Consider the following 24,162-nt stretch of genomic DNA (forward strand, 5'->3'; position numbering starts at 1 on the left):
TTTCGTCAATTTTGGTTATAGGAGGATTAAAAAAATAATCGTGAGAAGAGCCACGAAACTTCCTCCGATTAAAGAAGTTAAGCGATAGTACCCTTCCTTTTCGCGCATATCCATAAATCGATCAAATTGAATGATGATTTGAATAAGAGCAAGAACTAGTAAAAGTATAATTAAGATAGGTGGTGAAATGAGTTGAAAAAGAACAAGAGAGAAAGCGATAGCGGTTAAAGCAATCATTAGCAAAAATGACAAGGACAATTGACGAATCTCTTTTTGATGCTTATTCACTTTTTTCACACCTTTCCTATTAAATAGACAACAGTAAAAATCATTACCCAAATAACATCGATGAAATGCCAGTAAAGACTTGCGATAAATAATTTGGGTGCTATTTCTTGGTTGATGCCTCTTAGTGACAGCTGCACTAATAATAAGGTGATCCAGATAACACCTAACAAGACATGAAAGCCATGGGTCCCAAGAAGCATATAGAATGCTCCAAGGAAAGCACTGGTAGAAATCGTAGCGCCTTCTTTAACATAAAGTGTAAATTCTCTTATTTCTAATCCAACAAATGCCAAACCAAGGATAATGGTAATAAGAAAAAATAGAAGAGTCCATGTCTTTCTAGAAAGATTTAAAAAATAAATGGCTAGTGCGCAAGTAAAACTACTGGTTAGTAAAATAACAGTCGAAAGCATAATTTCGTTCAATTTAAATAATTCATTTGGTCCAGGTCCATCACTCGTTAAAGTCTTTACAGCTAGGTAAATGCCGAATAAGCAACCAAACACAACAACCTCTGCACCAATAAGGAACCAAAAAGCCAGGATGTTCATTTGGGCTTGCTTATTGTATAGTTGCTTTTGTTCAGATGTTGTCTCCATCACTCCTCCGACCTCCTGTCTTCAGCCATTACCGTTTTTTTAGGAATGTGGATACCGTTGTTTTGTTGGAAAGATCGAATACCCAACAGAAGGAATACCATTGCCATCCCTAACATAGCGACTGTCCATATCTCGAATACAAATCCAAAAGATGCGATCAGAAAGCCAATTCCTATAAAGAATGGAAGAGAGGTTGAGTTTGGCATATGGATATCTTCATACTCACCAATAAAATCAATGTTTTTATACCCTTTTTCATAAGCATCCCAAAGTGGTTCGCGACTTTTAACTTCAGGAAGTCTCGCGAAATTATAGGCTGGAGGCGGTGATGGGATTGTCCACTCGAGAGTTCGACCTCTTGAATACCAGGGGTCATTTAACATCAGCTTTTTCGAGTAACGGGTTGTTAAGTAAATATTTATGATGAAAAATAATATGCCTGCACCCATCATAAAGGCGCCAAAAGTGCTAATGAAATTAAGAAAGCCCAATCCCTCATCTTCCGGATATGTAAACACACGACGTGGCATTCCCATTAATCCCATTATATGCATCGGAAAGAAGGTGAAATGAAAACCAATTCCAAAGGTCCAAAAATTCCATTTACCGAGTTTTTCATTTAAAAACTTACCAAACATCTTCGGCCACCAATAGTAAACGCCTGAAAAAACGCCAAAAATCGTTGCGCCAATAATGACATAATGTAGGTGTGCAACAACAAAATAACTATCGTGATACTGATAATCTGCTGGTACAGTACTAAGCATCACCCCTGTTACACCACCAATAACAAAAGTAAAGATGAACCCTAATGCATAGAGCATAGGGGTATCAAAGCGAATCCGACCTCCACGCATCGTAAAGAGCCAGTTAAAAACCTTTATTCCAGTAGGTACTGCGATTAACATCGTTGTTAGCGCAAAGAAGATATTAATATTCGTGTTTAAACCTACAGTAAACATATGATGCACCCAAACCATGAAGCCGAGAAATCCAATAAGAATAATGGCAAACACCATAGAAGGATAACCAAATAGTTTACGCTTAGAAAACGTGCTAATCACATCCGAAAATATTCCAAAGGCAGGTAAGGCAATGATGTACACTTCTGGATGACCAAATATCCAGAAAAGGTGTTGCCAAATGATCGGATTCCCTTCCCCTCCTGATAAAATAACCGTTCCAAAAAGGCGCTCGAAGGTTAGCAATAGAAGAGCAACGGCAAGAGCAGAAAAGGCATATACGATGAGAATGGAGGTGATAAACATTGCCCACGTTGATAAAGGCATTCTCATAAACCGCATTCCAGGAGCCCTCATTTTCAGAATCGTAACGATAAAATTGATTCCCCCCATAATTGTTCCAAGTCCAGCAACCTGAAGTCCTATAGGATAATAGTTATTGCCGGGCCCAGGCGTATAGTCGTTAAGAGCGAGAGGTGCATAAGATGTCCACCCGGCATTAGGCGAACCACCGGCTACAAAACTTACATTGAGTAAAATACCACCAGAAATAAATAACCAAAGACTCAAAGAGTTCATGAAGGGGAAGGCAACATCTCTTGATCCGATTTGTAAAGGAACAATAACATTCATTAAACCGATTAAGAGGGGTGTTGCGACAAGAAAGATCATGACAGTTCCATGAGTGCTTGTTAATTGATTAAATCGATCCCCTTGAAAGACCCAAAAATCATTATTTGGAAAGGCGAGCTGCATTCGTATAAGCAGCGCTTCCATCCCGGCCCGGATGAAAAAAAGAAATGAAACAAGTAAGTACATGATGCCGATTTTTTTATGATCTGTTGAAGTAATCCAGCTCCAGAGCCAGTTCCATTTTGAATGCGTCGTTAATAAATAGGCAATCGTTATTGCTAGGATGGTAAATGATAGATCGGCAAGTAGGATATCTGATGGTAGGGATGTAAAGTAGTTTAATAGTGCCTTCATTTATTACTCCTCCTGTTTATCAGCAACATTCGTCCATTCTTTAAATGCTTCTCTTTCAATAACCGTCGTTTTAAAAGTCATAAAAGCATGACTCGCGCCACAAAACTCAGCGCACTTTCCGTCAAAGGTTCCGGTTTCGTCAGGTGTTATGGTAAGCTTGTTTTCTTTATGGGGGAGGACATCTTTTTTTCCAGCTAGTTGTGGTATCCAAAAAGAATGAATGACATCTTCTGAATGAAGGTTAAAGACAACAGGACGGTCCACAGGAAGTTTCACTTCATTTTCGAGCATGATGTTAAATTCGGGGTAATAAAAAAACCATCTAAATTGCTTTCCAGTAACGTTAATTCTTAGAGGCTCATCTACTGATTCTGCCTCATGGTCAAGCTGATATGTAGTGGCAAATGTCGGGATTGCCAGGATAATTAAAATGAAGACTGGTACAACAACCCATGTGATTTCAAGTTTTTTATTCCCCTCGATTTGAGTTGGGAAGTCGTTTTCTTGACCAGGGCGCTCACGATACTTTATTAAAAAACGGGTAAATAAAGTGAAAACAACAAGTAAGACAATGCTCATCAAGGCTAAACTAAGGTAAAGTAGGCTTAGCTCTGAGTAGGCTTCCGTCCCTTTAGGGGTCAAAATTGCTATGTTCGAGCAACCAGAAATTGAAATGATTCCGCTTACAAAAAGGGCGATGCGAAGCGTCATTTCCTCTAATCTCCTTCCAATTTTAGGATTTCCTGTTTCATTTAGTACCCTAAATGTCTTTCCATCAAACGATAGAGACTTATAAGCTTAATCTCAGGAAGTCTTTGATAGACGTAGCATTATTTTTAAAGGGATTTAATCGAACAGCATAACAAATAGCGAAAAAATAGGAGCAAATGTGTTTATAAATCGTTGTAAGGGGTAAATGGTGGTGTGACAGAATACAACTAAATTTTTAGGATCGACACTAGGAGGAACGTTTCATGGTTAACAACAAGACTGTATTTATTACAGGAGCAGCAAGAGGAATTGGTTTTGAAATTGGTGAGACATTTGCAGCAAACGGTGCAAAAGTTGTTCTTTCTGATATAAACGAAGAGGGTACACAGGAAGCTGCCCAAAAACTACGAGATAAAGGGTATGAAGTGATTGGGATTAAAGCGGACGTTACAAGTGAAGATGAAATCAAACAAGCCATTGATCGGACTGTTGAAGAATATGGGCGTCTAGATGTACTTATTAATAATGCGGGACTTCAACATGTTTCTCGATTGGAAGATTTTCCAACTGAGAAATTCAGAATGATGCAGGATATTATGCTAACAGCTCCATTTATTGCAACAAAACATGTTTTTCCAATTATGAAGGAACAGGGTTTCGGACGAATTATTAACATGGCGTCAATTAATGGTGTAATCGGATTCGCAGGTAAAGCTGCTTATAATAGTGCAAAACATGGTGTCATTGGACTTACAAAAGTTTCAGCACTTGAAGGTGCGGAGTATGGTATTACAGTGAATGCAATGGCACCTGGCTATGTGGATACACCTCTTGTAAGAGGACAAATGGAAGATTTAGCAAAAGAACGTGGAGTGGAGCTTGAAAAGGTATTAGAGGAAGTAATCTATCCGCTTGTTCCACAGAAACGTTTACTTGAAGTGAAAGAGATTGCTGATTACTCCATGTTTATCGCAAGCGATGCAGCGAAGAGTATAACTGGACAGGCTCTTCTAATTGATGGTGGATATACAGCTCAATAAGGATCATCGGAAGATTATGCGATTGTACAGCGCCTCTCAAAAGAGGCGCTGTTTTTAATTTTTACTAAGTGCAATTTGAATGCCAATAAGTGTGAGTAGTCCTGCTTTTGTAAGGTTAAATCGTCTTAATAACGTCGAATTCCCAGTAATATACTTTGCTAATTTCCCAGCATATATGCTAATAAGAAAAAAGATAATAAGAGCTTGAATAATGAAGATTAGACCTAATAAAAGCATTTGAAGAGCGGGAGAACCCGACTCATGGTTAATGAACTGAGGAAGGAGGGCAAGGAAAAACAAAGAAACTTTTGGGTTTAAGATATTCATAAAAATGCCTTTTCGATATAGAGCTAAATAAGTTCGTGATGGCTGCTCTTTCAATGTGGAGGTTTTATTACGCTCTTTCAAAGCTTCATATGCCATGAACAGTAAATACCCAGCACCAAATAGTTTAACAACCGTAAAAGCAAATGAAGATTGATAGAGAAGGGCTGAAATTCCAATAGCTGCAGCTGAAATATGCACGAGAAGACCTGAACAGAGCCCAAGGGAGGTGGCAATACCTGCTTTTTTGTTTTGAGTGATGCTTTGGGCTAGCACAAATAAATTGTCAGGACCTGGCATGATTGTTAAAAGAACGGCAGCCCCTATGAATGATAAAATGAGTGTAAGATCCAATAGAACCTCTCCTTTCCAGGGGATATGATTTTTAGTATATAGGAGGCTGGAAAATGTATAAAGACTTGTTTAAAGGAGCGGCCACATATTATTCAAAATATCGACCATTGTATCCAGAAGAAGTGATTGAGTATCTTACATCCACATTTCAATTAAATGGCACAGGAACTCTTCTTGACGTTGGGTGTGGTCCAGGACAAATGGCGATTCGACTTTCTGAAAAATTTAAGAACGTGATCGGTGTAGATAAAGAAAAAGAAATGATTGAAGAAGCGCGACGTTTAGCTGATCCGATATCAAACATAATTTGGCACCATTGTGATGTTGACTCCTTTCTACTAACACTGAAGTGTCCAATAAAGCTAGTTACTTTAGCCAAGTCATTTCATTGGCTTGATCGAACAGCCTTTTTAGAAAATATTTATCCTTTTATTGAAGAGGAGGGAGGGATCGCAATCATTGATGACTATGATGTCGCTCAACCTCTAGAAGAGTGGCAAATGGCATTCAGAGACGTTGTGACCAAATGGTATGGAGAAAGAAGACGTGCAGGTAATTCTACATATACTCACCCCCTCCAAAGTCATAAGAAAGTGATACAAGATTCACGCTTTTATTCAGAATCATTTGAATGTGCACCTGTCACATACAAGTGGACACCTGAATCGATCATCGGTCACCACTACTCCTTATCGTATGGCCTTAAACATTTACTGCAAGGTTGTGCAGAGGATTTTGAAGCAGAAGCGAAACAAGTATTGGCTGAAATAAATCCAAATGGTGAATTTATTGAACATCGCAAAACTAGAGTCGAAATTGGGAGAAAAAGGTGTTTTTCTTGACAGATTTCTTATTAATGATATAATTCTGACATCTTTTAGTGTTTTTGGAGGACGTTTCATGTAACCGATCCAACCTGATTTTCCAAAAGAGTTTCATACAGATCGATGAAACATTGGCTATCCTGTTCGGGGGATGGTAAAGCTGTTTATCCATTCATTGAAGCATCTTTAGTTCAACGTAAGCCACATATGTTATTGACACATACGAATCAAACGGAAACAGAAGTGGAAGCGAATATTAGAGAATCCAATGCAGCTTTCTTAAAAAGATATGACTTACGACTATTGTTTTTTCATAAGCTAACTGGCGACTATATTGGTTCTTCTGGTTTACATCGCATTGATTGAAAGGTTCGTAAGTTTGAAATCGGTTACTTGATTGATTCTAACTATAGTGGAAAAGGATACATGATCGAGGCTGATAAAGGGATGGTTGACTTTGCGATTCAAGAACTTCATACCAAGAGAATTGAAATTCGTTGTAATGCGGAAAATGGGCAAAGTCGTAGAGTAGCAGAATGATGTTTCTTTCAGCTTGAGGCGATTTTTTAAAATGATCGTCGATCTATTGATAATAGTAAGCTCGTTGGTACCTGTGTTTATGCTAGAACGAACGAGTAGGTTCGTGCATCTCTCCCATAGACCGGATTTTCAGTGAGATTTCAATCACTTTATCATTTGGATAATATAGGAATTGGTTATTGAGAAGGAACGCGGTTCACTTATCAAGAATAAACGCATAATGAACGATTTTGGCGATGGAGGGAAATGGTGTGATCGAACGCGCGACAATCGAAGAAAGAGATTATATTTTGTCTAATTCCATTCAGTCAGTGAACGAAGGAACGACAAATCCAGGGATCGTGAAAGAAGAGAAAGCTCTTGAAATTGTTTCCTCTATTCTTGATCGAGGTGGCTATCATCTTATTTATCGAGATGGTGGAGAAATAGCAGGTTGGGTATTACTAGGTGAGAACACCGATTACTTTACGGAAAGTAAGCACGGCTTTATTTATGATGTATTTGTATTCCCGAAGTTTCGTGGCAAAGGGTATTCAAAAAAGCTCGTGGAAGCAAGTATTCAAAATTTTAAAGAACAGGGTTACGAGGAAATTCGTTTGAACGTGTATTCTTCTAACTTTGCAAAGTACATTTATAAAGATATTGGATTTCGAGAGTTGCAAACGATTATGGTATACAAATAGGGCAAGTCATTCTTTTCATTTATTAAAAGAATGTGAAAAACCACTCATAATTACGTTTTTCATACGTGGATCCTGCTACACTACTTTTACAGGAACTTCCCCGGTTCCTGCCCCCCTTAAAATATATAGTGTGAGCCCCATGTATTTCCCGACATGGGGCTTTTCCTATGAGAGAAAAATATTGATTTGAAGGCTGGCATATGAAAAATCATTGAGTTGTATATCTTCTTATGGCTCGATATGTTAATTGAAAATTTCAACGAAAAGGCCATTAAGATCTATCAAAGAGCCGGTTTCGAAAGGGTGCTACTTTCAACAAATTCCATTTGAAGTCATTTATCTTTCTAGTTAAATAAAATGAGCACGAAATTAGTAGATTTTCGTGGAACGTTAGTAAAAAGGATTGCATTTTATCAAGGAGATCGATAAAATAAATCACAATTACATATTTTTTCCTTATCAAGAGAGGCGGAGGGACTGGCCCTAAGATGCCCGGCAACCTGAAAACAAGGTGCTAATTCCAGCAGAGCAATCGCTCTGGAAGATGAGGAGGAGCTCTGTTAAAGACCGGACTCTTCCTAAATGGGAAGAGTTTTTTTTATGGTCCACTACATGAAAGGTGTGAAGTCTATGAAGAAAGCAGCCCGCATTCGAAAAATGAAAGTACCGCAAGCGAATGAAAAATATGGAGACCGTCTTCCACCAGGACAGGTATTAACGGAAAGATTCCCTATTCTACATGAAGGCGAGGTTCCAGTTTACGATATGACAACCTGGGATTTGAAGGTGTTTGGAAAGGTAGAACAAGAAATCACCGTCAGCTATGAAGATATACTTGCTTTACCTCAGAAGCAAGTAACCTGCGATATTCATTGCGTGACCCGCTGGTCACGCTTCGATAATACATTTGAAGGTGTACTAATGAAGGATTTTATGAAAGAACTTGGTATTCATCCTAAGTCAGAGTACGTCATGCTACATGGGGATCATGATTATACAACTAATATACACCTTCATGACTTAATACAGCATAATGTGTTACTTGCTCACTCGGTCGATGGTGAAAAGTTAACAGCGAAACACGGATTTCCTTTACGCTTAGTCGTTCCGCATCTCTATTTTTGGAAAAGTATTAAATGGATTAGAGGAATTGAGTTTATTCAAGAAGATGCACCAGGTTTTTGGGAACTAAACGGTTTTCATAATCATGCAGATCCATTTAAAGAAGAGCGATTTTCTGGAGAAGATCTCGATCTTCCAGACGATGAGTGGGAGAAAAAGGAGTATGATTAACTTTTATTTGAACGATAATATCGGACCACAAACACTTGTACAGCAGGAACTATGCGGTTCTACTTGTAGGAGTAACTAATATTTTTCAATTAATTCTTAATAAAAATGATCCAAACTGATCTTCTCTCCGTTAGCTAAGTGTAAATCAAAAATTAAGGGGAGTGGATTTGAAAATGAATACAAATACGAATATGAAAAAGAAAGTGATTGATTGGAAAAAAGGACTTTTAATTGTTCCACTTAGTTTTTCTCTATTAATCCCAACGGCAGGCGCGTTTGCTGCTGATCACGAGAAGCAAATGGACAAGCCGACAGTTGAAACACCGGGTGCTGATCTTCGTGCTGATCTTGGCCATTTACTAAGTGAACATGCTTATCTTGCGGTAGAAACGATGAGAAAAGGTGCTGAAGGATCTGCAGATTTTGAAGCCTCTGCCGGTGCCTTAAGTGAAAACACAGAAGATCTTACAGCTGCAATTACTTCAGTTTATGGAGAAGAAGCTGGGGCTGAGTTTAATGAAATCTGGAGCAACCATATCGGATTTTTCGTTGATTATGTGAAGGCAACTGGCAATGAAGATGAAGATGCAAAGCAAAAAGCGCTAGATAGCTTAGACGGCTATAAAGAAGATTTCTCCATGTTCCTTGAAAATGCAACTGGTGAACGTCTCGAAGCCGATACGTTATCCGAAGGACTTCAGGCACATATTAATCAATTAATTGGCGCATTTGATAGCTATGTCGCTGGAGACTATGACATGGCTTATGAAAAAGAACGCGAAGCCATTGCGCACATGCAAATGGTTGCAAAAGGATTTTCTGGAGCCATTACAGATCAGTTTCCTGATAAATTTGAAAACACAAAAGCTGTGACGCCTGCCTCTGACCTTCGTGCAACACTAGGTCACCTCCTATCAGAACATGCTGGTTTAGCCATGATGACGATGCAGAATGGTATTGATGGATCAGAAGACTTTGATGCTTCAGCAGCTGCACTTAGTGAGAATACAGATGATTTAGCTGAAGCCATTACTTCCGTATATGGTGAGGATGCAGGTAATCAATTTAAAGAAATGTGGTCTGGACATATTGGTAACTTTGTTGAGTACGTTCAAGCTACAGGAGCTGAAGATGAAGAAGCAAAAGAAGCTGCTATGAAAGCACTAGAAAACTATCGAGCTGATTTTTCAAGTTTTCTTGAAACAGCTACAGAAGGAAGATTAGAAGCGGGTGCATTGTCTGAAGGCCTTCAAATGCATGTTACGCAATTAATTTCTGCTTTTGATAACTATACGATGGAAGATTATGATGCTGCTTACGATTCGGTTCGTGAAGCTTACGCACATATGTATATGCCTGCAAAAGGTTTATCGGGCGCTTTTGTAGACCAGTTCCCAGATAAGTTTGCTATGGAAGCTATGCCAACGGACATGCCGAAAACTGGTATGGGCGGCACAGCTGAACAACAAATGCCGATTGAATGGATTGTTGCTGCAATTCTTGCAACAATGGCTGCAACTGGAGTGATTGTTCGAAGAAAGATGCAAAATAGCTAAGTTAAATTTGGGTAACCTAACTTACCTTCATAAAAGCAATAGCCTTCGTGGCTATTGCTTTTTTTATGATAACTGTAAGGGTGATTACGGCATGGAATGTTTAAAAAAGGTATACTTTTAAGTAAGGGATGAGTCTTTTTTACCGAATGAAGCACAATCAAGTTCGTCAAATAGTAAGAACAGTTGCTACGATATGATAGACGAGGGGGATAAGCGATGAAGTTGAAGTTTATGATTTGTATGGTAGCGCTATTTTTTATAGTAGCTTGTGGAAATAACGATAGGAGTACATCAAGCAATGAGGAAGTATTAGATAAAGATTGGGATGAAATTGTAAAGACTACCGAAGGGTCGAAGGTAAATTTGTTTATGTGGGGAGGAGATGAAGGGATTAACCAATATATAGATGATTGGGCTACACCACATTTAAAAGAGAAGTATGGGATTACGCTTAAGCGTCAGCCAATGAATACCGAAGAATTTATGCAAAAGCTCTTAACAGAGAAAAAAGCTAATAAACGTAATGGTACGATCGATGTGATTTGGATTAACGGAGCAAATTTTAAAAATGCAAAACAAGCTGATTTATTATTTGGCTCTTTTTCAAAGAAGCTGCCACATTTCCAAAATTACATTGGAACAGACAATCAAATTGCTTTATTTGATCAAGGAACTAAAATTGACGGGTTGGAAGCGCCCTGGGGAAATGTGCAGTATGTTTTTTATTACAATTCTACGCATGTTGATCATCCACCGAGCACACTTGAAGAATTAAAACAGTGGATTCATGATCACCCAGGAAAGTTCACATATCCGAATGTGTCAGATTTTACAGGCAACACATTTGTTAAGCATCTGCTTGTAAAAGGTGTGGGAGAAAAGTCAGCTCTTATGGCGGAAGAGTATAGCAAAGAAGTTATTCAATCTGGAGAAGAATATGTTTGGAGTTACTTAGAAGAAATCAAACCTGATCTATGGCGCGAAGGTGAAACATACCCTGAGTCGTTAACAAAACTTGATACTCTCTATAATCAGGGAGAAGTTTGGATGACGATGGGCTTTAATGAAGCGAGGGCAGAAAGCTTAATAGAAAATGGTACATTTCCGAAGAGTACAAAGTCGTTTATCCTAAAAGATCCGGGATCCATTTCGAATACGCACTACCTTAGTATCCCTTTTAACAGTCCAAATCCTGAAGGAGCTATGACCGTGATTAACTTTCTAGAATCTCCAGAAGCACAAATCGCTAAGATGGACCCTGCTATGTGGGGAGAAGGCACTGTGTTGAATTTTAATAAGCTAGATAAAGCGGATCAGGAACAAATTAAAAATCTTAATCGAGGAGATAGCGTTCTTTCTACTGAGTTATTAAGCAACAATCAATTACCCGATTTAGATACAGGATACACGGAGTGGATTAACAATGAATGGGCAAAACGGATTTTTGAACAATAAAAAGAGAGTTGTTTTCAATTTATTACCTGCTCTAGCGGCCACCCTGTTGCTTGTTGGTTATGGCATGTGGTCCGCTATTGCTCAAAGCTTTCAATCAGTCGATGGAGAATGGACAATGGCTTCTTATTTGGAACTCTTCAACAGTCTTGCTTTCTTCCATTCTCTGAAATTAACGTTTCGAGTTGCTATTCTATCCACATTGCTAGCGCTAGTGATAGGATTAGTAATGACAAGGATGTTATATCAATTTTTTAGAGACTCCTCTTCTAAAGTACTCGTATGGATTCCGATTTTAATCCCTCATTTTGTAGCAGGATATTTAGTGTATTTATTTTTCTCACAAAGCGGGTTATTTTCCTCCCTTTTTTATCAACTAGGAGTGCTTGATCATCGAGCGGAGTTTCCTGTTCTCGTTCAAGAGAAGTTTGGAATAGGAATGATCTTAACTTATGTATGGAAAGAGGTTCCGTTCGTAATTCTTATGCTGTTACCAGTATATTATGAAATCGACCATCGTTATTCTGAAGTTGTAAGAACGCTTGGGGGAAATAAATGGGATGTCTTTAGGAGTGTGGAGCTTCCATGGTTACTCCCTGTTATGGTCGAGACGGGCTTAATTTTAATCGCTTTTATCGCTTCAGCATTTGAAATTCCTTATCTTTTAGGGGTTACGAGACCTGAGATGTTATCAGTTAGAGCTTATGAATGGTTTTACGATGGGGATTGGAGTAAACGCCCTCTCGCTTTTTCAGCTATGATCCTTCCAGGTGTGATGGCCCTTCTCCTAGCTATATTTTGTATTGGTGCTGTACAAAAGCATCGATTGAGAATGATAAAGGGGAGAAACCGATGAGATTCGTTTTTAACCGTTTAGGGAAAAGAGAGTTAGTTACAAGTTTGATGGTGTTGATTTTTATCGGGCTTTTTATTCTTCCATTTGTCGTTGTAACTGTAAAAAGTTTTTCGGTAGGGTGGAGGTTCCCGGAATTATTACCACAAGCTTATAGCTTAAATGGATGGCGAAACATATTTGGTGATCCTTCGTTAAAGGAGTCAATTGTTACAACGTTAAAGGTTGGTTTTTATGTCGTTCTCCTAAATTTATTGCTTTCATTACCAGCAGCTAAAGTGCTTTCAACTTATTCTTTTAAAGGAAAATCAATGATTGAAACATTTTTATTATCGCCGATTTTAATTCCAGGAATCTTACTCGCAATGGGATTGCAATTTACGATGATTCAATTTGGATTAGCAGATCAGGTTTCAGGAGTGGTACTTGTCCATTTAATCCCAACGTTACCTTATGCGATCCGAATTATGCGGGCAGGCTATGAACGTTTAGGAATTGCGTTAGGTGAGCAGGCTTCCGTATTAGGAGCAGGGCCATTTATACGTTTTTTTACGTTATCCCTTCCTTTATTACTTCCAAGTATTAGAAGTCTTATGCTTCTTACTTTTGTTATTTCATTAGGACAATATGCGCTTACAGCCATAATTGGGGGCGGTAATGTTATTACGCTACCCCTTCTATATTATCCTTATTTTTCTAGTTCGAATGAGGCAGTAGTTGCGGGGTTTTCCATACTGTTTGCTCTTCTCCCTCTCCTTTTTATTGGGGGAGTTGAAATACTATTAAGGCTGGTTATTCGAGCTGTAAATCGCGTTTGAAAGGAAGATTGATTTGAACCAGCTATTACAATGCAAGAATATGAGTAAGCATTTTTCAAAAGTACCGATTCTCCAAAACATTTCTTTTCATGTGCGAAGCGGTGAGCATTTTACCATCGTGGGACCTTCGGGGTGTGGGAAAACTACGCTACTAAGGTGTCTTGCTGGTTTAGAAGATATTAGTGGGGGAGAAATTTGGTTGAAACAAAAATCGATCGTAACGTTAAAGCCAGAGGAGCGATCGGTCGTTCTGATGTTTCAGGATTCATTGTTATTCCCGCACTTAACAGTAATTGAAAATGTAACGTATGGATTGAAAAGAAGAAAAATGAAAAAGAAGGAGCGTGTAAGTGAAGCTGAACAAATGCTGATGAAAGTGAAATTACTTCATTTGAGAAACGCCTATCCACATGAGTTATCAGGTGGTCAAAAACAGCGGGTTTCACTGGCAAGAGCGCTTGTTCTAAAGCCAGATCTTCTCCTCCTAGATGAGCCGTTTAGTTCCTTAGATGCATCGCTTAGAGAATCACTACGTGGAGAAGTTAAGGAACTATTAAGAGAAGAAAATATTACTGCATTGTTTATTACTCATGATCGAGATGAAGCAATAGAAATGGGTGATCGACTTGCTGTCATGAATAAAGGCACATTTATTCAAATTGGAGAACCGTTTGATGTTGTAACAAATCCGTCTTCAATTGAAAGTGCAAGAATTATCGGAGAGGGCCTTGCTTTAGAAGCCGGATTTATTCCACTTAATAAAGTAATCGCTATTCCAGCAGAGCAGAAGCCATCTGAGAAGGACTACGTATTTGTGCAAGGAAAAGTGAAGGCAGTAACCGTGAAAAATAATCTACCTTGTTATCGGGTTACTTTTGATCAGGGAAGTATACTAGCCGTGTCAGATCGAAACTTAGTTGTAGGTCAAAACGTGCTTTTATCTGCAAAACGTGAGGATATGAAAAAGTATAAGAATCAAGAAGAGCAATGGAGACGAGTTCAATGACGGGTAAAACAATCGCAAAGGGTTTCGGATTAACCTTACTAATCATTTTAATATACTTACTTAATCAATATGTTTTCGATTTTCGCCCATCTCATATTCGCGAATGGATTGCTTCATTTGGTATTTATGCCCCGTTAATTTTCCTGCTCATTTGTATAGGTAGACCATTCGTACTTTTTCCAACTTCGATCCTTTCAGTTAGTGGAGGCCTCGTATTTGGTCCATTGCTAGGGACTTTCCTGGCGGTTCTTGGTGGTTCGATAGGGGCTTTTCTTTTCTTTTCAATGGCTCGCAGACTTGGATTAAATATTCTACCTGAATCCTGGAAAAAGAGAGGAGAAACACTTGAAAGAAGACTTTCAGAAAAAGGTTTTCTTTATGTTTTATTGTTACGCCTAGTTCCATTTCTCCACTTTGATTTAGTTAGTTATGTTTGTGGCGTTTCTAATGTGAATCGTAGGAAATACTATTTAGCAACGTTGCTTGGAATGCTACCAGGTGCTTTTGCTTTGAATTTCTTAGGTGCAAGCTTTTTATCTAATAATTTCACTACAGTCTTAATTGCTGCTGCCATCTTGCTATTACTATTAGTGATTAGCTTATACATTCGAAGAAAAGCCTTTGGTTCAGCTGTTGAGGAGGATCTTAAATAAGGAGGTGCACATATGTTAGATACCCATGCTAGAAAATATGTCCAGCCCCTAATGGATCGAACGGCTGATTCCTTACTTCGAATAGGTCTTACTGCGAATCAAGTAACAATCCTATCATTTATCATTGGTGTTTCTTCTGGGCTTCTAGTATACTTCAATCAATTTATTTTGGCGGTCATCGTATTATGGGTGTCAGGCTATCTTGATGCAGTTGATGGAACGATGGCTCGCAAAACAAAACCTTCTGCTTTTGGAACTGTTCTAGATGTCAGTTTTGATCGAGTCGTTGAGATAAGCGTTATTCTAGGCCTTGCTTTTCGGTTTCCAGAAGCGATGTGGGCTCTCTTATTACTAAGTACCTCGATTATTTTTGCCATGACCATTTTTCTTACAGTTGGTGCCGTTTCTGAGAAAAAAGGCGTTAAATCATTTTACTATCAGGCTGGAGCAGCAGAGCGAACAGAAGGATTTATCTTATTTACGGCAATGATCTTACTTCACAATATTTTAGTGATTTTAACTCTGGTGTTTTTAGCGATCGAACTTTTTACAGCTTTTCAAAGATTATCTGAAGCAAAAAAGATTCTAGGATAGGGAGATGATACAAATGAAAGAGTATGACTTAATTGTAATTGGTGGAGGATCGGGTGGACTGACAGCAGCTGCTGGAGCAGCAAATATGGGAGCGACAGTTGCTTTGATTGATGATCAGCCTGGACTTGGAGGGGACTGCCTTCATTTTGGCTGCGTTCCGTCAAAAGCTTTTATAACTGCTGCAAAAGAAGTTCATGCTGTCTATAAGGGAGCGTCAGAGTTTGGTCTTACTGTAAGTGGAGATGTTCGGTTTAATCGCGCAATTGAGCGTGTTCAGGAAGCAATCGATGAGATTCAAGAAGTTGATAGTGACGAACGGTTTGAAAAGTTAGGAATCGAGATTTTTAGAGGAAAGGGTTCATTTAAAGATAACCATACAGTACTTATAGATGGAGAGAATCCGATAAAAGGAAAACGGATCGTCATTTCGACGGGATCAAGTCCTAAAATTCCTGCCCTCAACGGTATTGAAAACGTTTCTTTCATGACAAATGAAACAATTTTCAATTTAACCTCGCTTCCCAAAAGCACGGTATTTATAGGTGGAGGGCCAGTTGGACTAGAGCTTGCTCAATCATTATCAAGGTTTGGATCAGAAGTAACGATTCTAGAAACGTCAGAATCGATTTTTAAAAAGGAAGATCATGACATCATTCCTCTGGTTACAAAAGAATTAGAAAAAGAACTTTCATTTATTTTTAAAGCAGAAGCTAAGGAGATAAAGGAAGAAAATGGAAGTAAAGTTATTACGTATCTTCATGATGGGGAAGAAAAATCGATTAAGTCAGAAGCTGTTATGATGTCAGTTGGTAGAAAACCAAATACTGATCACTTAAACTTAGAAACGGCAGGCGTGGCGTGTAATAATGGATATATAACAGTAAATAACTCGCTGCAATCCAGTCAATCTCACATCTACGCGATAGGAGATGTAAATGGAACATTCCCATTCACTCATGGAGCTGGAATGGAAGGAAAACTCATTGTACAGAACGCCGTGTTCGGTTTGAAAAGAAAAGTAAGTTATGACAACGTTCCGTGGGTTACCTACACTGATCCAGAAGTTTTTCACCTCGGGATGACAGAAAAGGAAGCGAAGGAAAAACATGGGGATATACGCGTATTTAAAGTAGGAACTGACGATGTTGATCGGTTTATAGCAGAACGAAAGAAAAATGGACTAGTTAAAGTGATTACGGATATGAAGGGGCATATTTTAGGCGCCCATGCTGTAGGAGAAGACGCGGGAAGTTGGATGCAAGAAATCGTTTTTGCGAAAGAACATGGTCATAAAATCGGTGATATCTCCACAGTGATACACCCTTATCCAACAAAAGGGGCCATCTTAAATCAGGCCGCAGATTTATATTGGAGAGAAAAATTATTTGACGGTTGGCTTCCAAAGATGTCTGAGAAGTATATTAAATGGGTGAGGTAAGGACAAGAGGAGGGGTATTTTGAAAAAATTGTTATTGATCGGAGCGGGTCATGCGCATCTCCATCTCATGAAGAGACTTCAACAAGAGAAGCTTGATGTGGATGTCACGCTTGTTTCTCCTTCTCATTACCAGTATTATTCAGGAATGTTTTCTGGTTATTTAGAAGGCCAATATAGCGAAGAAGAAATTCGCGTACATATTCCAACATTAGCAGAGAAGAGTGGCATTCAGTTTATAACTGGCGCTGCCATTTCCATTGATGCGAAAACAAAAGTGGTCCTTACAGAAAAAGGGGATATCCTTTCTTATGATGTCTTATCTGTTGACATTGGATCGCTTACTGCGGGTATTGAAGTGCCTGGTGCAAGAAAACACGCCCTACGTATTAAGCCAAACTATCGAATAGAAGAAGTAGCGAAAAAAATGTGGGTTGCAAGAAACCCAATCGTTGTAGGTGGAGGAGCGGCCGGAGTAGAAATGGCTTTGGCTCTTACAGCGAAAAGAAAACGCGAAGGTAAGCCTCCTGTTACCTTGATTTCTAAGTCGAATTTATTGGAAAATAGTTCACCTAGGGCTCAAATTAAAATCAAACAAATCCTTAAAGAAAAAGGTTTAACTTTTTATTTGAATGAAAAAGTTTCAAATCTAACATCAAATCAGATGATTACTTCCGGAGGAAAAGAAATTAGTTATGATCAAGTCTTATGGTTAACTGGACCCAAAGCACCGGGATTATTTCAGGCTTCTAAATTACCAGTTGATGATGCTGGTTATTTACTTGTAGATGATACGCTGCAGGTAAAAGAGCACCCGGCGATTTTTGCAGCCGGAGACTGTGCTACCATTCGAAAGTATCCTGAGCTACCAAAAGCGGGAGTGGTCGCTGTTCGACAGGCAGAAATTTTATGGGGAAACATAAAAGGATATATGAAAGAGACGGACGGACATCGTTTTATACCGAAAAGTACCTATTTGTCTATTCTTTCTACAGGACAAAAGGAAGGTTTGTTGTTATATGGGAACATTCAAGTACATCATCATCTTTCCTGGTTATTAAAACACCGTATTGATCAAAAGTTTATTAAGAAATACAACTAAAACACGTCGTTCTCTTTTAAAGGGAACGGAGTGTTTTTGTGTGTTCATTAGCTATTCTAACTTTGAAGCTCAGAAGCACTAGAGACTTTTAACTTGAAGTCTTTCTATCGCTCGATATGAATTCTTCCCCCATACAAATATGGCGTATTACTACTGAAAATGTGCAAAGATCTTGTAAAGACGTTTATAATGGAGAAGAAGCAAATTGCTGAAAAGGAAATGATGTTATGGCTTTACGATATGCTCTTCTTGGATTATTGACGAAGAAACCATCGACAGGATACGAACTAACCCAACAATTTAAAGAGACGATGATCCATTTTTGGTCTGCTCATCACACACAAATTTATCGTGAACTCGGGAAAATGGAAAAAGAAAATTTAGTGAGCTTTGAAATCGTTCCACAAATTGATCTACCCGATAAAAAGATTTATTCTATTGAGGAAAAAGGATATAGAATGCTCATTGAGTGGCTTGCTCATCACACAGTGGATCCACCTAAGATGAAAAATGAACAGCTCATGCGAGTCTCCTTATTTCACCTCATTCCTAAAGATGAGGCGATTCAATTCCTTAAAGAAAGCAAAGACCATCATCAAATGGTCCTTAATCATATGAATCAATGGAAAGAAGAAAATACCGTTGATAAACGAATTGAAAAAGATCGGTTAGGTGAATATTTAACGCTTGAGTATGGAAGGCGACAAATGAAAACCTGGATCGAGTGGTGTGACTGGGCGATTGAATTTATAGACGTTATTATAGAAGAAAAGAGAGGGGAGAACTAACATGAAAATTACTTTCACAGATAAAGCGATTGAGCAACTAGAGCAGGAGCAGGAAGGGTACTTGAAGTTAGAGTATGACATAGAAGATTGTGGATGTGTCGTAAACGGGGTGACTCAATTAGTTAATGATAAGAGACAGGGTAACTACAACATGGAACTGGAATCTAATTTTCGTCCTGTGCGAATTCAAAAGCAATATGCCGTCTTTTTCGACAAAGACATGAAAATCGATTTTCTACCTAAATATCAATGCTTTATGCTTAAAAGTGACAATGAGATTATTAATCCTAGAATGCGGTATATCTCGAAAGGATAAAAAATAGGGGGCTTCACTAGCGTGACATTTTTGATGTATTTTTTTATTTTCTTTGTTGTTTTTATGGTTGTAAAAGGGGTACTCAATTTGTTTAAGGGTCAAAAAATGGACCGTATTACTCTAATTGGTGGACTTGTGCTCGCGTTGATTTATAGTATTATCTTAACGATTGTAAAAGGATAAAAAAGCACACATTGTGTGCTTTTTTATCTTAGTTTACCATAATCATTTTATGTCACTTTATGAATGTTTTATTTTCCTTCTTATACAACGTTCTGTGAGGCGTGGTAATCGGTTTTGAGAGATGGGGTTCTATATGATCAAGTGCTTTCATTATTTTTTCGAGATCAACCCCTGTTTCTATACCCATTCGCTCTAACATATAGACCACACTTTCAGTTGCCACATTTCCTGTAGCTCCATTAGCAAAGGGGCAACCACCAAGTCCACCCGCGGATGTATCAAATCGAGAAATGCCGATCTGTAAGCAAGCATAAATGTTAGCAAGGGCCATTCCACGCGTATCATGAAAGTGAGCAGTTAATAAGGTTGAAGGAAACTCTTTTAGAAGCGAACTAAAAAGAAGGTCCGCTTCTTCAGGGGTTGCCATACCGATTGTATCAGCAACACTTAGTTCATCTACACCAGCATCCACAAATTTTCGACAAACATTGATTGTATCATCCAAATTGATTTTTCCTTCGTATGGGCAATAAAATGCAGTTGAAATACAAGCTCTTACAAAATAACCCTCTGTTTTTAACTCTTGGATGATCGGAACTAATTCATTTAGCAGCTCGTTGGTTTCTTTATTGCTGTTTTTTTTATTGAAGGTGTTACTTACACCAGCGAAAAGCGCGACCGCCGTTACGTCGGTGTTTTTGACTCTTTCAATTCCTTTTCGATTAGGTGCAAGAACAAAATTTCTTTTATCATCGAGGCAATGGTTTGCAATTTCGCTCGCATCCTGCATTTGTGGCACCCATTTAGGAGATACAAATGAAGTGATTTCCATCTCTTGAATTCCAGCTAATTTTAATGCTTGAATGAAGCTTATCTTATCTGAGGTTTTAATCTGATTCGCTTCATTTTGAAGTCCATCTCTTGGTCCAACTTCAATAATCGTAACACGGTCTGGTAGCAAAACGTTCATCACCCTTCTCTTGTAAGCGCTCTCTTTCTAATTAAAACAAAGCTATGGAGTTCTTGCAAGGAAATCGTTTGAATAATGGAAATTCTTAAATGAAGAAGGAGTTTTCAGAATTAATTAAGAATAATGTAGAAGAGAGTCGTACATAAGGAGGAAATCGAAATGAGTCGAGAAGTAGTAATTGTAAGCGCTATCAGAACGCCGGTAGGATCATTCAATGGTTCGCTAAAATCTCTAGCAGCACCAGAGCTTGGTGGCATGGTCATTAAAGCAGCGGTGGAGAAAGCGGGTCTAGCAAGTGATCAAATTGAAGAAGTCATAATGGGGAATGTCCTCCAAGCAGGTCTTGGACAAAACCCGGCACGACAAGCAGCGATGAAAGCGGGTATTCCTGTCTCTACACCTGCTATGACGATAAACAAAGTATGTGGATCGGGACTTAAAACGATTCACCTTGGTGCGCAATCGATTATGCTTGGGGATCAAGATATTGTTGTAGCTGGCGGCATGGAGAATATGAGTCAGGCGCCATACTTATTACAAGGGGCTCGCGATGGCCTTAGGATGGGCGATCAAAAAATGATCGACAGTATGATTCAAGACGGGTTATGGTGTGCATTTAATGATTATCATATGGGCGTAACAGCTGAAAACTTATGTGAGCATTATAATTTAACAAGAGAAGAAATGGATGAGTTTGCTGCCTGGAGTCAGCAAAAAGCACAGGCAGCAATTGAAAAAGGATTGTTTAAAGACGAGATCCTTCCTGTCTCCATCCCTCAAAGAAAAGGCGATCCCGTTATATTCGATACAGATGAGTATGTAAAGCATGGAACGACGGTTGAAAAGCTTTCAAAGCTGCGTCCTGCCTTTAAAAAAGATGGTGGGGTTACAGCAGGAAATGCTTCTGGAATCAATGATGGAGCAGCAGCGGTGGTGTTAATGAGTAAAGAAAAAGCAGATAAGCTCGGAATTGATTATCTTGCCACTATTCGTTCGAATGCGAGCGGAGGAGTAGATCCTAGCGTTATGGGGTTAGGCCCCGTTCCTGCTACGAAAAAAGCACTTGAACGAGCTGGACTTTCAATGAAACAAATGAATCTAGTGGAAGCCAATGAGGCTTTTGCTGCGCAGTCTCTTGCCGTTGGTAGAGACCTTGATTTTAATAAAGACATTTTAAACGTTAATGGTGGGGCTATCGCTCTTGGTCACCCAATTGGCGCAAGTGGTACGCGTATTTTAGTCACACTTCTTCATGAAATGAAAAGAAGGAATGAGCGTTTTGGTTTAGCTACACTATGTATCGGTGGAGGACAGGGAGTAGCAACGATCGTTGAACGACCTTAAAAATGGTAGGAGGTAAAAGTGAATGAAACCTATACTTGAGACGTTTGAAGAAGCGGTACAAGAAGTGCAAGACGGAGCAACCATTCTAGTTGGTGGTTTTGGTTTAGTCGGAATACCAGAAAATTTAATTCTGGCATTAAAAGAGAAAGGAACTAAGGAGTTAACCGTTATTTCAAATAATTGCGGAGTGGATGACTGGGGCCTGGGGCTACTTCTTAAAAATAAACAGATTAAAAAAATGATTGGTTCCTATGTGGGAGAGAACAAAGAGTTTGAAAGACAGGTGCTTTCAGGTGAATTAGAAGTGGAACTTATACCTCAAGGAACATTGGCAGAACGAATTAGAGCAGGTGGAGCAGGGATTCCAGCTTTTTATACGCCTGCTGGTGTCGGAACTCCGATTGCAGAAGGGAAAGAAGTAAGGACATTTAATGGAAAAGAATACTTGTTGGAAGAAGCGATTCAAGCTGATTTCTCATTCGTCCGTGCTCTAAAAGGAGATATTATGGGGAATTTAGTCTACAACAAAACAGCTCGGAACTTTAACCCAATGATTGCTGCGGCAGGAAAAGTAACGGTTGCTGAAGTGGAAGAGTTAGTTGACATTGGTGAGTTAGAACCAGATCGTATCCATACTCCAAGTATTTATGTTCAGAAGGTTATTGTTGGCGAGCAGCAGAAGAAGATCGAGCGATTAACAACGCGATAGGAGGCTAATCATGGTGAAAGTAGATAAAGCAGCAGTTCGTGAAAAGATTGCAAGACGTGCTGAAAAAGAAATACTGGACGGGTCATATGTGAATCTAGGAATTGGAATGCCAACAATGGTAGCTAACTACATTCCAGATGGTAAAAAAATTGTTCTTCAGTCGGAAAATGGCCTTCTCGGTATTGGACCTTACCCGACAGAAGGAGAAGTGGATCCCGACTTAATCAATGCAGGTAAAGAGACGGTAACTGCCATGCAAGGAGCTGCTTATTTTGATAGTGCTGAATCATTTGCTATGATTCGAGGTGGGCATATTGATGTAGCAATACTAGGTGGTATGGAAGTCTCAAAGAATGGCGACCTAGCGAATTGGATGATACCTGGAAAGATGATTAAAGGGATGGGAGGAGCAATGGACCTCGTCCACGGAGCGAAACGCATTGTGGTAATTATGGATCACGTTAATAAGAACGGAGAACCTAAAATTCTAAACTCTTGCAGTCTCCCTCTCACCGGGAAAGGCGTTGTGAATCGCATAATAACAGATCGAGCAGTCTTTGATATTACAAAAGAAGGACTTGTCTTAAAAGAAGTGGCAAATGGCTATAGTATAGAGGATATCCAAGCTTCAACCGAACCAGAATTGATCATTGTGGATCCATTGCTCGAAGCTTTTTAAATTCATAAAAGTAGAAGAGCGCAGTCATATGACTGTGCTCTTCTTTTCATTAACGGTGTTTGTCGTAGACGTTCATTTTGGATACGGCTTTGATATTTTGTATTGCCTCAGATGTTAAGTCTGGAGCATTTTGGGCCGTAAGGTTTGCAAGCAGCTGCTCACTCCGACTAGCCCCCGGAATAACGGTTGCTACCGCAGGATGAGCAAGAGCATATTTTAGCGCTGTTTGAGTTAAATTACGCTGATCTCCCTTTATCTCAGAAAGCTGATTAACTGTTTCAATAACTTCGAATTTCGAATAGTCTAGAAAACCATCTTCTTTTACTTTTTCTTTGTATTGATCTGTTAACATTCCTTTAGCGAGAGGGCCTCTAGCAATAACGCTGATGTTATTGTCGTGTAATAAATCGAGCATTTCTTCTTCGGGACGACGATCAAGAATACTGTATTGCATCATCACTGAAGCAATAGAAGATTTTTTTACGTATTCTCGAATCACATTTGGACGAATGCTTGATATTCCATACTCGATAATCAGACCTTCTTCTTTTAACTCTTCAAATGCCTCGATCGTTTCATCAATTGGGTCTTCAATCGTTCCTCCGTGTAGTTGGAAAAGGTCAATGTGATCTGTTTTTAAACGTCTTAAACTATCTTTTAGGGCTGCTTTAATATGCTTTTTAGAAGGGTCCCAGTACCATCCTTCTTTTCCTACTTCAAAGTGATTGCCTGCTTTTGTTGCAAGTACTACGGCATCTCTTCGATCACGCAATGCTTCTCCTACAATTTCTTCGTTTAAGCCGAAGTCATACAAATCTGCCGTATCGATAAAGGTAACGCCATTATCGATCGCCTCGTGAATGAGTGAAATTGCTTTCGTTCGATCTGTACCTAACGACATGGTACCTAGTCCAATTTCACTTACATGAAGCTTTGAATTTCCAAGTTGATTGCTTTTCATAACGAAACATTCCTCCCCAAATTGAATCTATGTTAAGTGTATCGTGAGAGAAGATTTCGCGCCAATAATATGCTAATTAATAGTGTCTTGTCGCCTATCAAATCACCTGCTATAGTTAAGAGCAATAGGAGGGGTAGC

The 24,162-nt window shown here is 39.0% G+C and carries 28 protein-coding genes and 1 riboswitch; of the genes, 21 read left to right on the forward strand and 7 right to left on the reverse strand.

The features are described 5' to 3' along the window. Nucleotides 1-15: 15 nt before the first annotated feature. The 4 genes from LC090_RS08775 to coxB are packed head-to-tail and all read right to left on the reverse strand — an operon-like array spanning nt 16 to nt 3,547. A complete protein-coding gene (locus LC090_RS08775; RefSeq protein WP_226657225.1) occupies nt 16-288 on the reverse strand; it encodes a cytochrome C oxidase subunit IV family protein in 273 nt (90 codons plus the stop codon). 5 nt (nt 289-293) lie between these two features. After that, a complete protein-coding gene (locus LC090_RS08780) occupies nt 294-887 on the reverse strand; it encodes a cytochrome c oxidase subunit 3 (protein WP_226658428.1) in 594 nt (197 codons plus the stop codon). Continuing rightward, nucleotides 887-2,836 (reverse strand): cytochrome c oxidase subunit I, encoded by a 1,950-nt coding sequence (locus LC090_RS08785; protein ID WP_226657226.1) that lies wholly within the window; start codon nt 2,834-2,836, stop codon nt 887-889. The genes LC090_RS08780 and LC090_RS08785 overlap by 1 nt, the downstream gene beginning before the upstream one ends. A gap of 3 nt (nt 2,837-2,839) precedes the next feature. Beyond that, nucleotides 2,840-3,547, reverse strand: coding sequence for a cytochrome c oxidase subunit II (gene coxB, locus LC090_RS08790; RefSeq protein ID WP_226657227.1), 708 nt, complete (start codon nt 3,545-3,547; stop codon nt 2,840-2,842). A 263-nt stretch (nt 3,548-3,810) separates the two neighbouring features. Here coxB and LC090_RS08795 point away from each other — a divergent pair, with 263 nt between their 5' ends. Further along, complete coding sequence (locus LC090_RS08795; RefSeq protein WP_226657229.1) at nt 3,811-4,587, forward strand: 3-hydroxybutyrate dehydrogenase; 777 nt, start codon at nt 3,811-3,813, stop codon at nt 4,585-4,587. Between the two features lie 54 nt (nt 4,588-4,641). Here LC090_RS08795 and LC090_RS08800 read toward each other — a convergent pair whose 3' ends face one another. After that, on the reverse strand, nt 4,642-5,265 hold the full coding sequence (locus LC090_RS08800; protein ID WP_226657231.1) for a LysE family translocator: 624 nt from the start codon (nt 5,263-5,265) through the stop codon (nt 4,642-4,644). 53 nt (nt 5,266-5,318) lie between these two features. Here LC090_RS08800 and LC090_RS08805 point away from each other — a divergent pair, with 53 nt between their 5' ends. The 17 genes from LC090_RS08805 to LC090_RS08880 all read left to right on the forward strand — a co-directional run bounded on the left by LC090_RS08805 (nt 5,319) and on the right by LC090_RS08880 (nt 19,361). Then, entirely contained in the window at nt 5,319-6,107 is a 789-nt protein-coding gene (locus LC090_RS08805) for a class I SAM-dependent methyltransferase (protein ID WP_226657233.1), read from the forward strand. A gap of 105 nt (nt 6,108-6,212) precedes the next feature. Next, a complete protein-coding gene (locus LC090_RS22140; RefSeq protein WP_369522737.1) occupies nt 6,213-6,455 on the forward strand; it encodes a hypothetical protein in 243 nt (80 codons plus the stop codon). A gap of 60 nt (nt 6,456-6,515) precedes the next feature. After that, complete coding sequence (locus LC090_RS22145; RefSeq protein ID WP_369522738.1) at nt 6,516-6,629, forward strand: GNAT family N-acetyltransferase; 114 nt, start codon at nt 6,516-6,518, stop codon at nt 6,627-6,629. 251 nt (nt 6,630-6,880) lie between these two features. After that, nucleotides 6,881-7,312, forward strand: coding sequence for a GNAT family N-acetyltransferase (locus LC090_RS08815; RefSeq protein WP_224591629.1), 432 nt, complete (start codon nt 6,881-6,883; stop codon nt 7,310-7,312). 453 nt (nt 7,313-7,765) lie between these two features. Beyond that, a riboswitch (SAM riboswitch) is annotated at nt 7,766-7,863 on the forward strand. Between the two features lie 79 nt (nt 7,864-7,942). Then, nucleotides 7,943-8,605, forward strand: coding sequence for a sulfite oxidase-like oxidoreductase (locus LC090_RS08820; RefSeq protein WP_226657235.1), 663 nt, complete (start codon nt 7,943-7,945; stop codon nt 8,603-8,605). A 173-nt stretch (nt 8,606-8,778) separates the two neighbouring features. Continuing rightward, entirely contained in the window at nt 8,779-10,161 is a 1,383-nt protein-coding gene (locus LC090_RS08825; RefSeq protein ID WP_255648070.1) for a copper amine oxidase, read from the forward strand. 216 nt (nt 10,162-10,377) lie between these two features. Beyond that, nucleotides 10,378-11,616, forward strand: coding sequence for an ABC transporter substrate-binding protein (locus LC090_RS08830; protein WP_226657237.1), 1,239 nt, complete (start codon nt 10,378-10,380; stop codon nt 11,614-11,616). After that, a complete protein-coding gene (locus tag LC090_RS08835) occupies nt 11,585-12,469 on the forward strand; it encodes an ABC transporter permease (RefSeq protein WP_226657239.1) in 885 nt (294 codons plus the stop codon). Before LC090_RS08830 ends, LC090_RS08835 begins: the two co-directional genes overlap by 32 nt. Next, nucleotides 12,466-13,284 carry an ABC transporter permease gene (locus tag LC090_RS08840; protein ID WP_226657241.1) on the forward strand — a complete coding sequence of 273 codons (819 nt, stop codon included), beginning with the start codon at nt 12,466-12,468 and terminating at the stop codon, nt 13,282-13,284. Before LC090_RS08835 ends, LC090_RS08840 begins: the two co-directional genes overlap by 4 nt. 13 nt (nt 13,285-13,297) lie before the next feature. Next, entirely contained in the window at nt 13,298-14,290 is a 993-nt protein-coding gene (locus LC090_RS08845; protein WP_226657243.1) for an ABC transporter ATP-binding protein, read from the forward strand. After that, a complete protein-coding gene (locus LC090_RS08850) occupies nt 14,287-14,943 on the forward strand; it encodes a TVP38/TMEM64 family protein (protein ID WP_226657245.1) in 657 nt (218 codons plus the stop codon). Before LC090_RS08845 ends, LC090_RS08850 begins: the two co-directional genes overlap by 4 nt. A 12-nt stretch (nt 14,944-14,955) precedes the next feature. Beyond that, on the forward strand, nt 14,956-15,537 hold the full coding sequence (locus tag LC090_RS08855) for a CDP-alcohol phosphatidyltransferase family protein (protein ID WP_226657247.1): 582 nt from the start codon (nt 14,956-14,958) through the stop codon (nt 15,535-15,537). Between the two features lie 13 nt (nt 15,538-15,550). Continuing rightward, nucleotides 15,551-16,975: a dihydrolipoyl dehydrogenase family protein gene (locus tag LC090_RS08860; protein ID WP_226657249.1), complete on the forward strand. Its 1,425-nt coding sequence runs from the start codon at nt 15,551-15,553 to the stop codon at nt 16,973-16,975. 19 nt (nt 16,976-16,994) lie between these two features. Beyond that, the gene (locus tag LC090_RS08865; protein ID WP_226657251.1) at nt 16,995-18,074 is read left to right on the forward strand and encodes an FAD-dependent oxidoreductase; all 1,080 of its coding nucleotides are present in this window, start codon (nt 16,995-16,997) and stop codon (nt 18,072-18,074) included. A 227-nt stretch (nt 18,075-18,301) separates the two neighbouring features. Beyond that, nucleotides 18,302-18,862, forward strand: coding sequence for a PadR family transcriptional regulator (locus tag LC090_RS08870; RefSeq protein WP_226657253.1), 561 nt, complete (start codon nt 18,302-18,304; stop codon nt 18,860-18,862). A gap of 1 nt (nt 18,863) precedes the next feature. Then, a complete protein-coding gene (locus tag LC090_RS08875) occupies nt 18,864-19,178 on the forward strand; it encodes an iron-sulfur cluster biosynthesis family protein (protein ID WP_226657255.1) in 315 nt (104 codons plus the stop codon). Between the two features lie 21 nt (nt 19,179-19,199). Continuing rightward, nucleotides 19,200-19,361 (forward strand): hypothetical protein, encoded by a 162-nt coding sequence (locus LC090_RS08880; RefSeq protein ID WP_226657257.1) that lies wholly within the window; start codon nt 19,200-19,202, stop codon nt 19,359-19,361. 52 nt (nt 19,362-19,413) lie between these two features. Here the strand turns inward: LC090_RS08880 and LC090_RS08885 are convergent, their stop codons facing one another. After that, nucleotides 19,414-20,331, reverse strand: a complete 918-nt coding sequence (locus tag LC090_RS08885) for a hydroxymethylglutaryl-CoA lyase (protein ID WP_226657259.1) — start codon at nt 20,329-20,331, stop codon at nt 19,414-19,416. Nucleotides 20,332-20,490: 159 nt separating this feature from the next. Here LC090_RS08885 and LC090_RS08890 point away from each other — a divergent pair, with 159 nt between their 5' ends. The 3 genes from LC090_RS08890 to LC090_RS08900 are packed head-to-tail and all read left to right on the forward strand — an operon-like array spanning nt 20,491 to nt 23,063. Then, nucleotides 20,491-21,675, forward strand: coding sequence for an acetyl-CoA C-acetyltransferase (locus LC090_RS08890; RefSeq protein WP_226657261.1), 1,185 nt, complete (start codon nt 20,491-20,493; stop codon nt 21,673-21,675). A 22-nt stretch (nt 21,676-21,697) separates the two neighbouring features. Further along, entirely contained in the window at nt 21,698-22,384 is a 687-nt protein-coding gene (locus LC090_RS08895) for a CoA transferase subunit A (protein WP_226657264.1), read from the forward strand. 10 nt (nt 22,385-22,394) lie between these two features. Continuing rightward, nucleotides 22,395-23,063 (forward strand): CoA transferase subunit B, encoded by a 669-nt coding sequence (locus LC090_RS08900; protein ID WP_226657266.1) that lies wholly within the window; start codon nt 22,395-22,397, stop codon nt 23,061-23,063. A 49-nt stretch (nt 23,064-23,112) separates the two neighbouring features. On the opposite strand, the gene LC090_RS08905 is transcribed toward LC090_RS08900, so the two are convergent. After that, complete coding sequence (locus LC090_RS08905; protein ID WP_226657268.1) at nt 23,113-24,024, reverse strand: aldo/keto reductase; 912 nt, start codon at nt 24,022-24,024, stop codon at nt 23,113-23,115. Nucleotides 24,025-24,162 lie beyond the last annotated feature (138 nt).

This window comes from Guptibacillus hwajinpoensis (genome assembly GCF_020524165.1).
Classification (GTDB): Bacteria; Bacillota; Bacilli; order Bacillales; family Guptibacillaceae; genus Guptibacillus; species Guptibacillus hwajinpoensis_D.

Excerpts from the sequence above, each read along its gene's own strand:
- LC090_RS08885 (WP_226657259.1), bottom strand. The coding sequence starts at position 20,331 with ATGAACGTTTTGCTACCAGACCGTGTTACGATTATTGAAGTTGGACCA.
- coxB (WP_226657227.1), bottom strand. The coding sequence starts at position 3,547 with ATGACGCTTCGCATCGCCCTTTTTGTAAGCGGAATCATTTCAATTTCT.
- LC090_RS08785 (WP_226657226.1), bottom strand. The coding sequence starts at position 2,836 with ATGAAGGCACTATTAAACTACTTTACATCCCTACCATCAGATATCCTA.
- LC090_RS08830 (WP_226657237.1), top strand. The coding sequence starts at position 10,378 with ATGAAGTTGAAGTTTATGATTTGTATGGTAGCGCTATTTTTTATAGTA.
- LC090_RS08780 (WP_226658428.1), bottom strand. The coding sequence starts at position 887 with ATGGAGACAACATCTGAACAAAAGCAACTATACAATAAGCAAGCCCAA.
- LC090_RS08795 (WP_226657229.1), top strand. The coding sequence starts at position 3,811 with ATGGTTAACAACAAGACTGTATTTATTACAGGAGCAGCAAGAGGAATT.
- LC090_RS08840 (WP_226657241.1), top strand. The coding sequence starts at position 12,466 with ATGAGATTCGTTTTTAACCGTTTAGGGAAAAGAGAGTTAGTTACAAGT.
- LC090_RS08875 (WP_226657255.1), top strand. The coding sequence starts at position 18,864 with ATGAAAATTACTTTCACAGATAAAGCGATTGAGCAACTAGAGCAGGAG.
- LC090_RS08890 (WP_226657261.1), top strand. The coding sequence starts at position 20,491 with ATGAGTCGAGAAGTAGTAATTGTAAGCGCTATCAGAACGCCGGTAGGA.
- LC090_RS08900 (WP_226657266.1), top strand. The coding sequence starts at position 22,395 with ATGGTGAAAGTAGATAAAGCAGCAGTTCGTGAAAAGATTGCAAGACGT.
- LC090_RS08860 (WP_226657249.1), top strand. The coding sequence starts at position 15,551 with ATGAAAGAGTATGACTTAATTGTAATTGGTGGAGGATCGGGTGGACTG.
- LC090_RS08850 (WP_226657245.1), top strand. The coding sequence starts at position 14,287 with ATGACGGGTAAAACAATCGCAAAGGGTTTCGGATTAACCTTACTAATC.
- LC090_RS08805 (WP_226657233.1), top strand. The coding sequence starts at position 5,319 with ATGTATAAAGACTTGTTTAAAGGAGCGGCCACATATTATTCAAAATAT.
- LC090_RS08855 (WP_226657247.1), top strand. The coding sequence starts at position 14,956 with ATGTTAGATACCCATGCTAGAAAATATGTCCAGCCCCTAATGGATCGA.
- LC090_RS08895 (WP_226657264.1), top strand. The coding sequence starts at position 21,698 with ATGAAACCTATACTTGAGACGTTTGAAGAAGCGGTACAAGAAGTGCAA.
- LC090_RS08835 (WP_226657239.1), top strand. The coding sequence starts at position 11,585 with ATGAATGGGCAAAACGGATTTTTGAACAATAAAAAGAGAGTTGTTTTC.
- LC090_RS22145 (WP_369522738.1), top strand. The coding sequence starts at position 6,516 with ATGATCGAGGCTGATAAAGGGATGGTTGACTTTGCGATTCAAGAACTT.
- LC090_RS08820 (WP_226657235.1), top strand. The coding sequence starts at position 7,943 with ATGAAGAAAGCAGCCCGCATTCGAAAAATGAAAGTACCGCAAGCGAAT.
- LC090_RS08905 (WP_226657268.1), bottom strand. The coding sequence starts at position 24,024 with ATGAAAAGCAATCAACTTGGAAATTCAAAGCTTCATGTAAGTGAAATT.
- LC090_RS08825 (WP_255648070.1), top strand. The coding sequence starts at position 8,779 with ATGAATACAAATACGAATATGAAAAAGAAAGTGATTGATTGGAAAAAA.
- LC090_RS22140 (WP_369522737.1), top strand. The coding sequence starts at position 6,213 with ATGAAACATTGGCTATCCTGTTCGGGGGATGGTAAAGCTGTTTATCCA.
- LC090_RS08870 (WP_226657253.1), top strand. The coding sequence starts at position 18,302 with ATGGCTTTACGATATGCTCTTCTTGGATTATTGACGAAGAAACCATCG.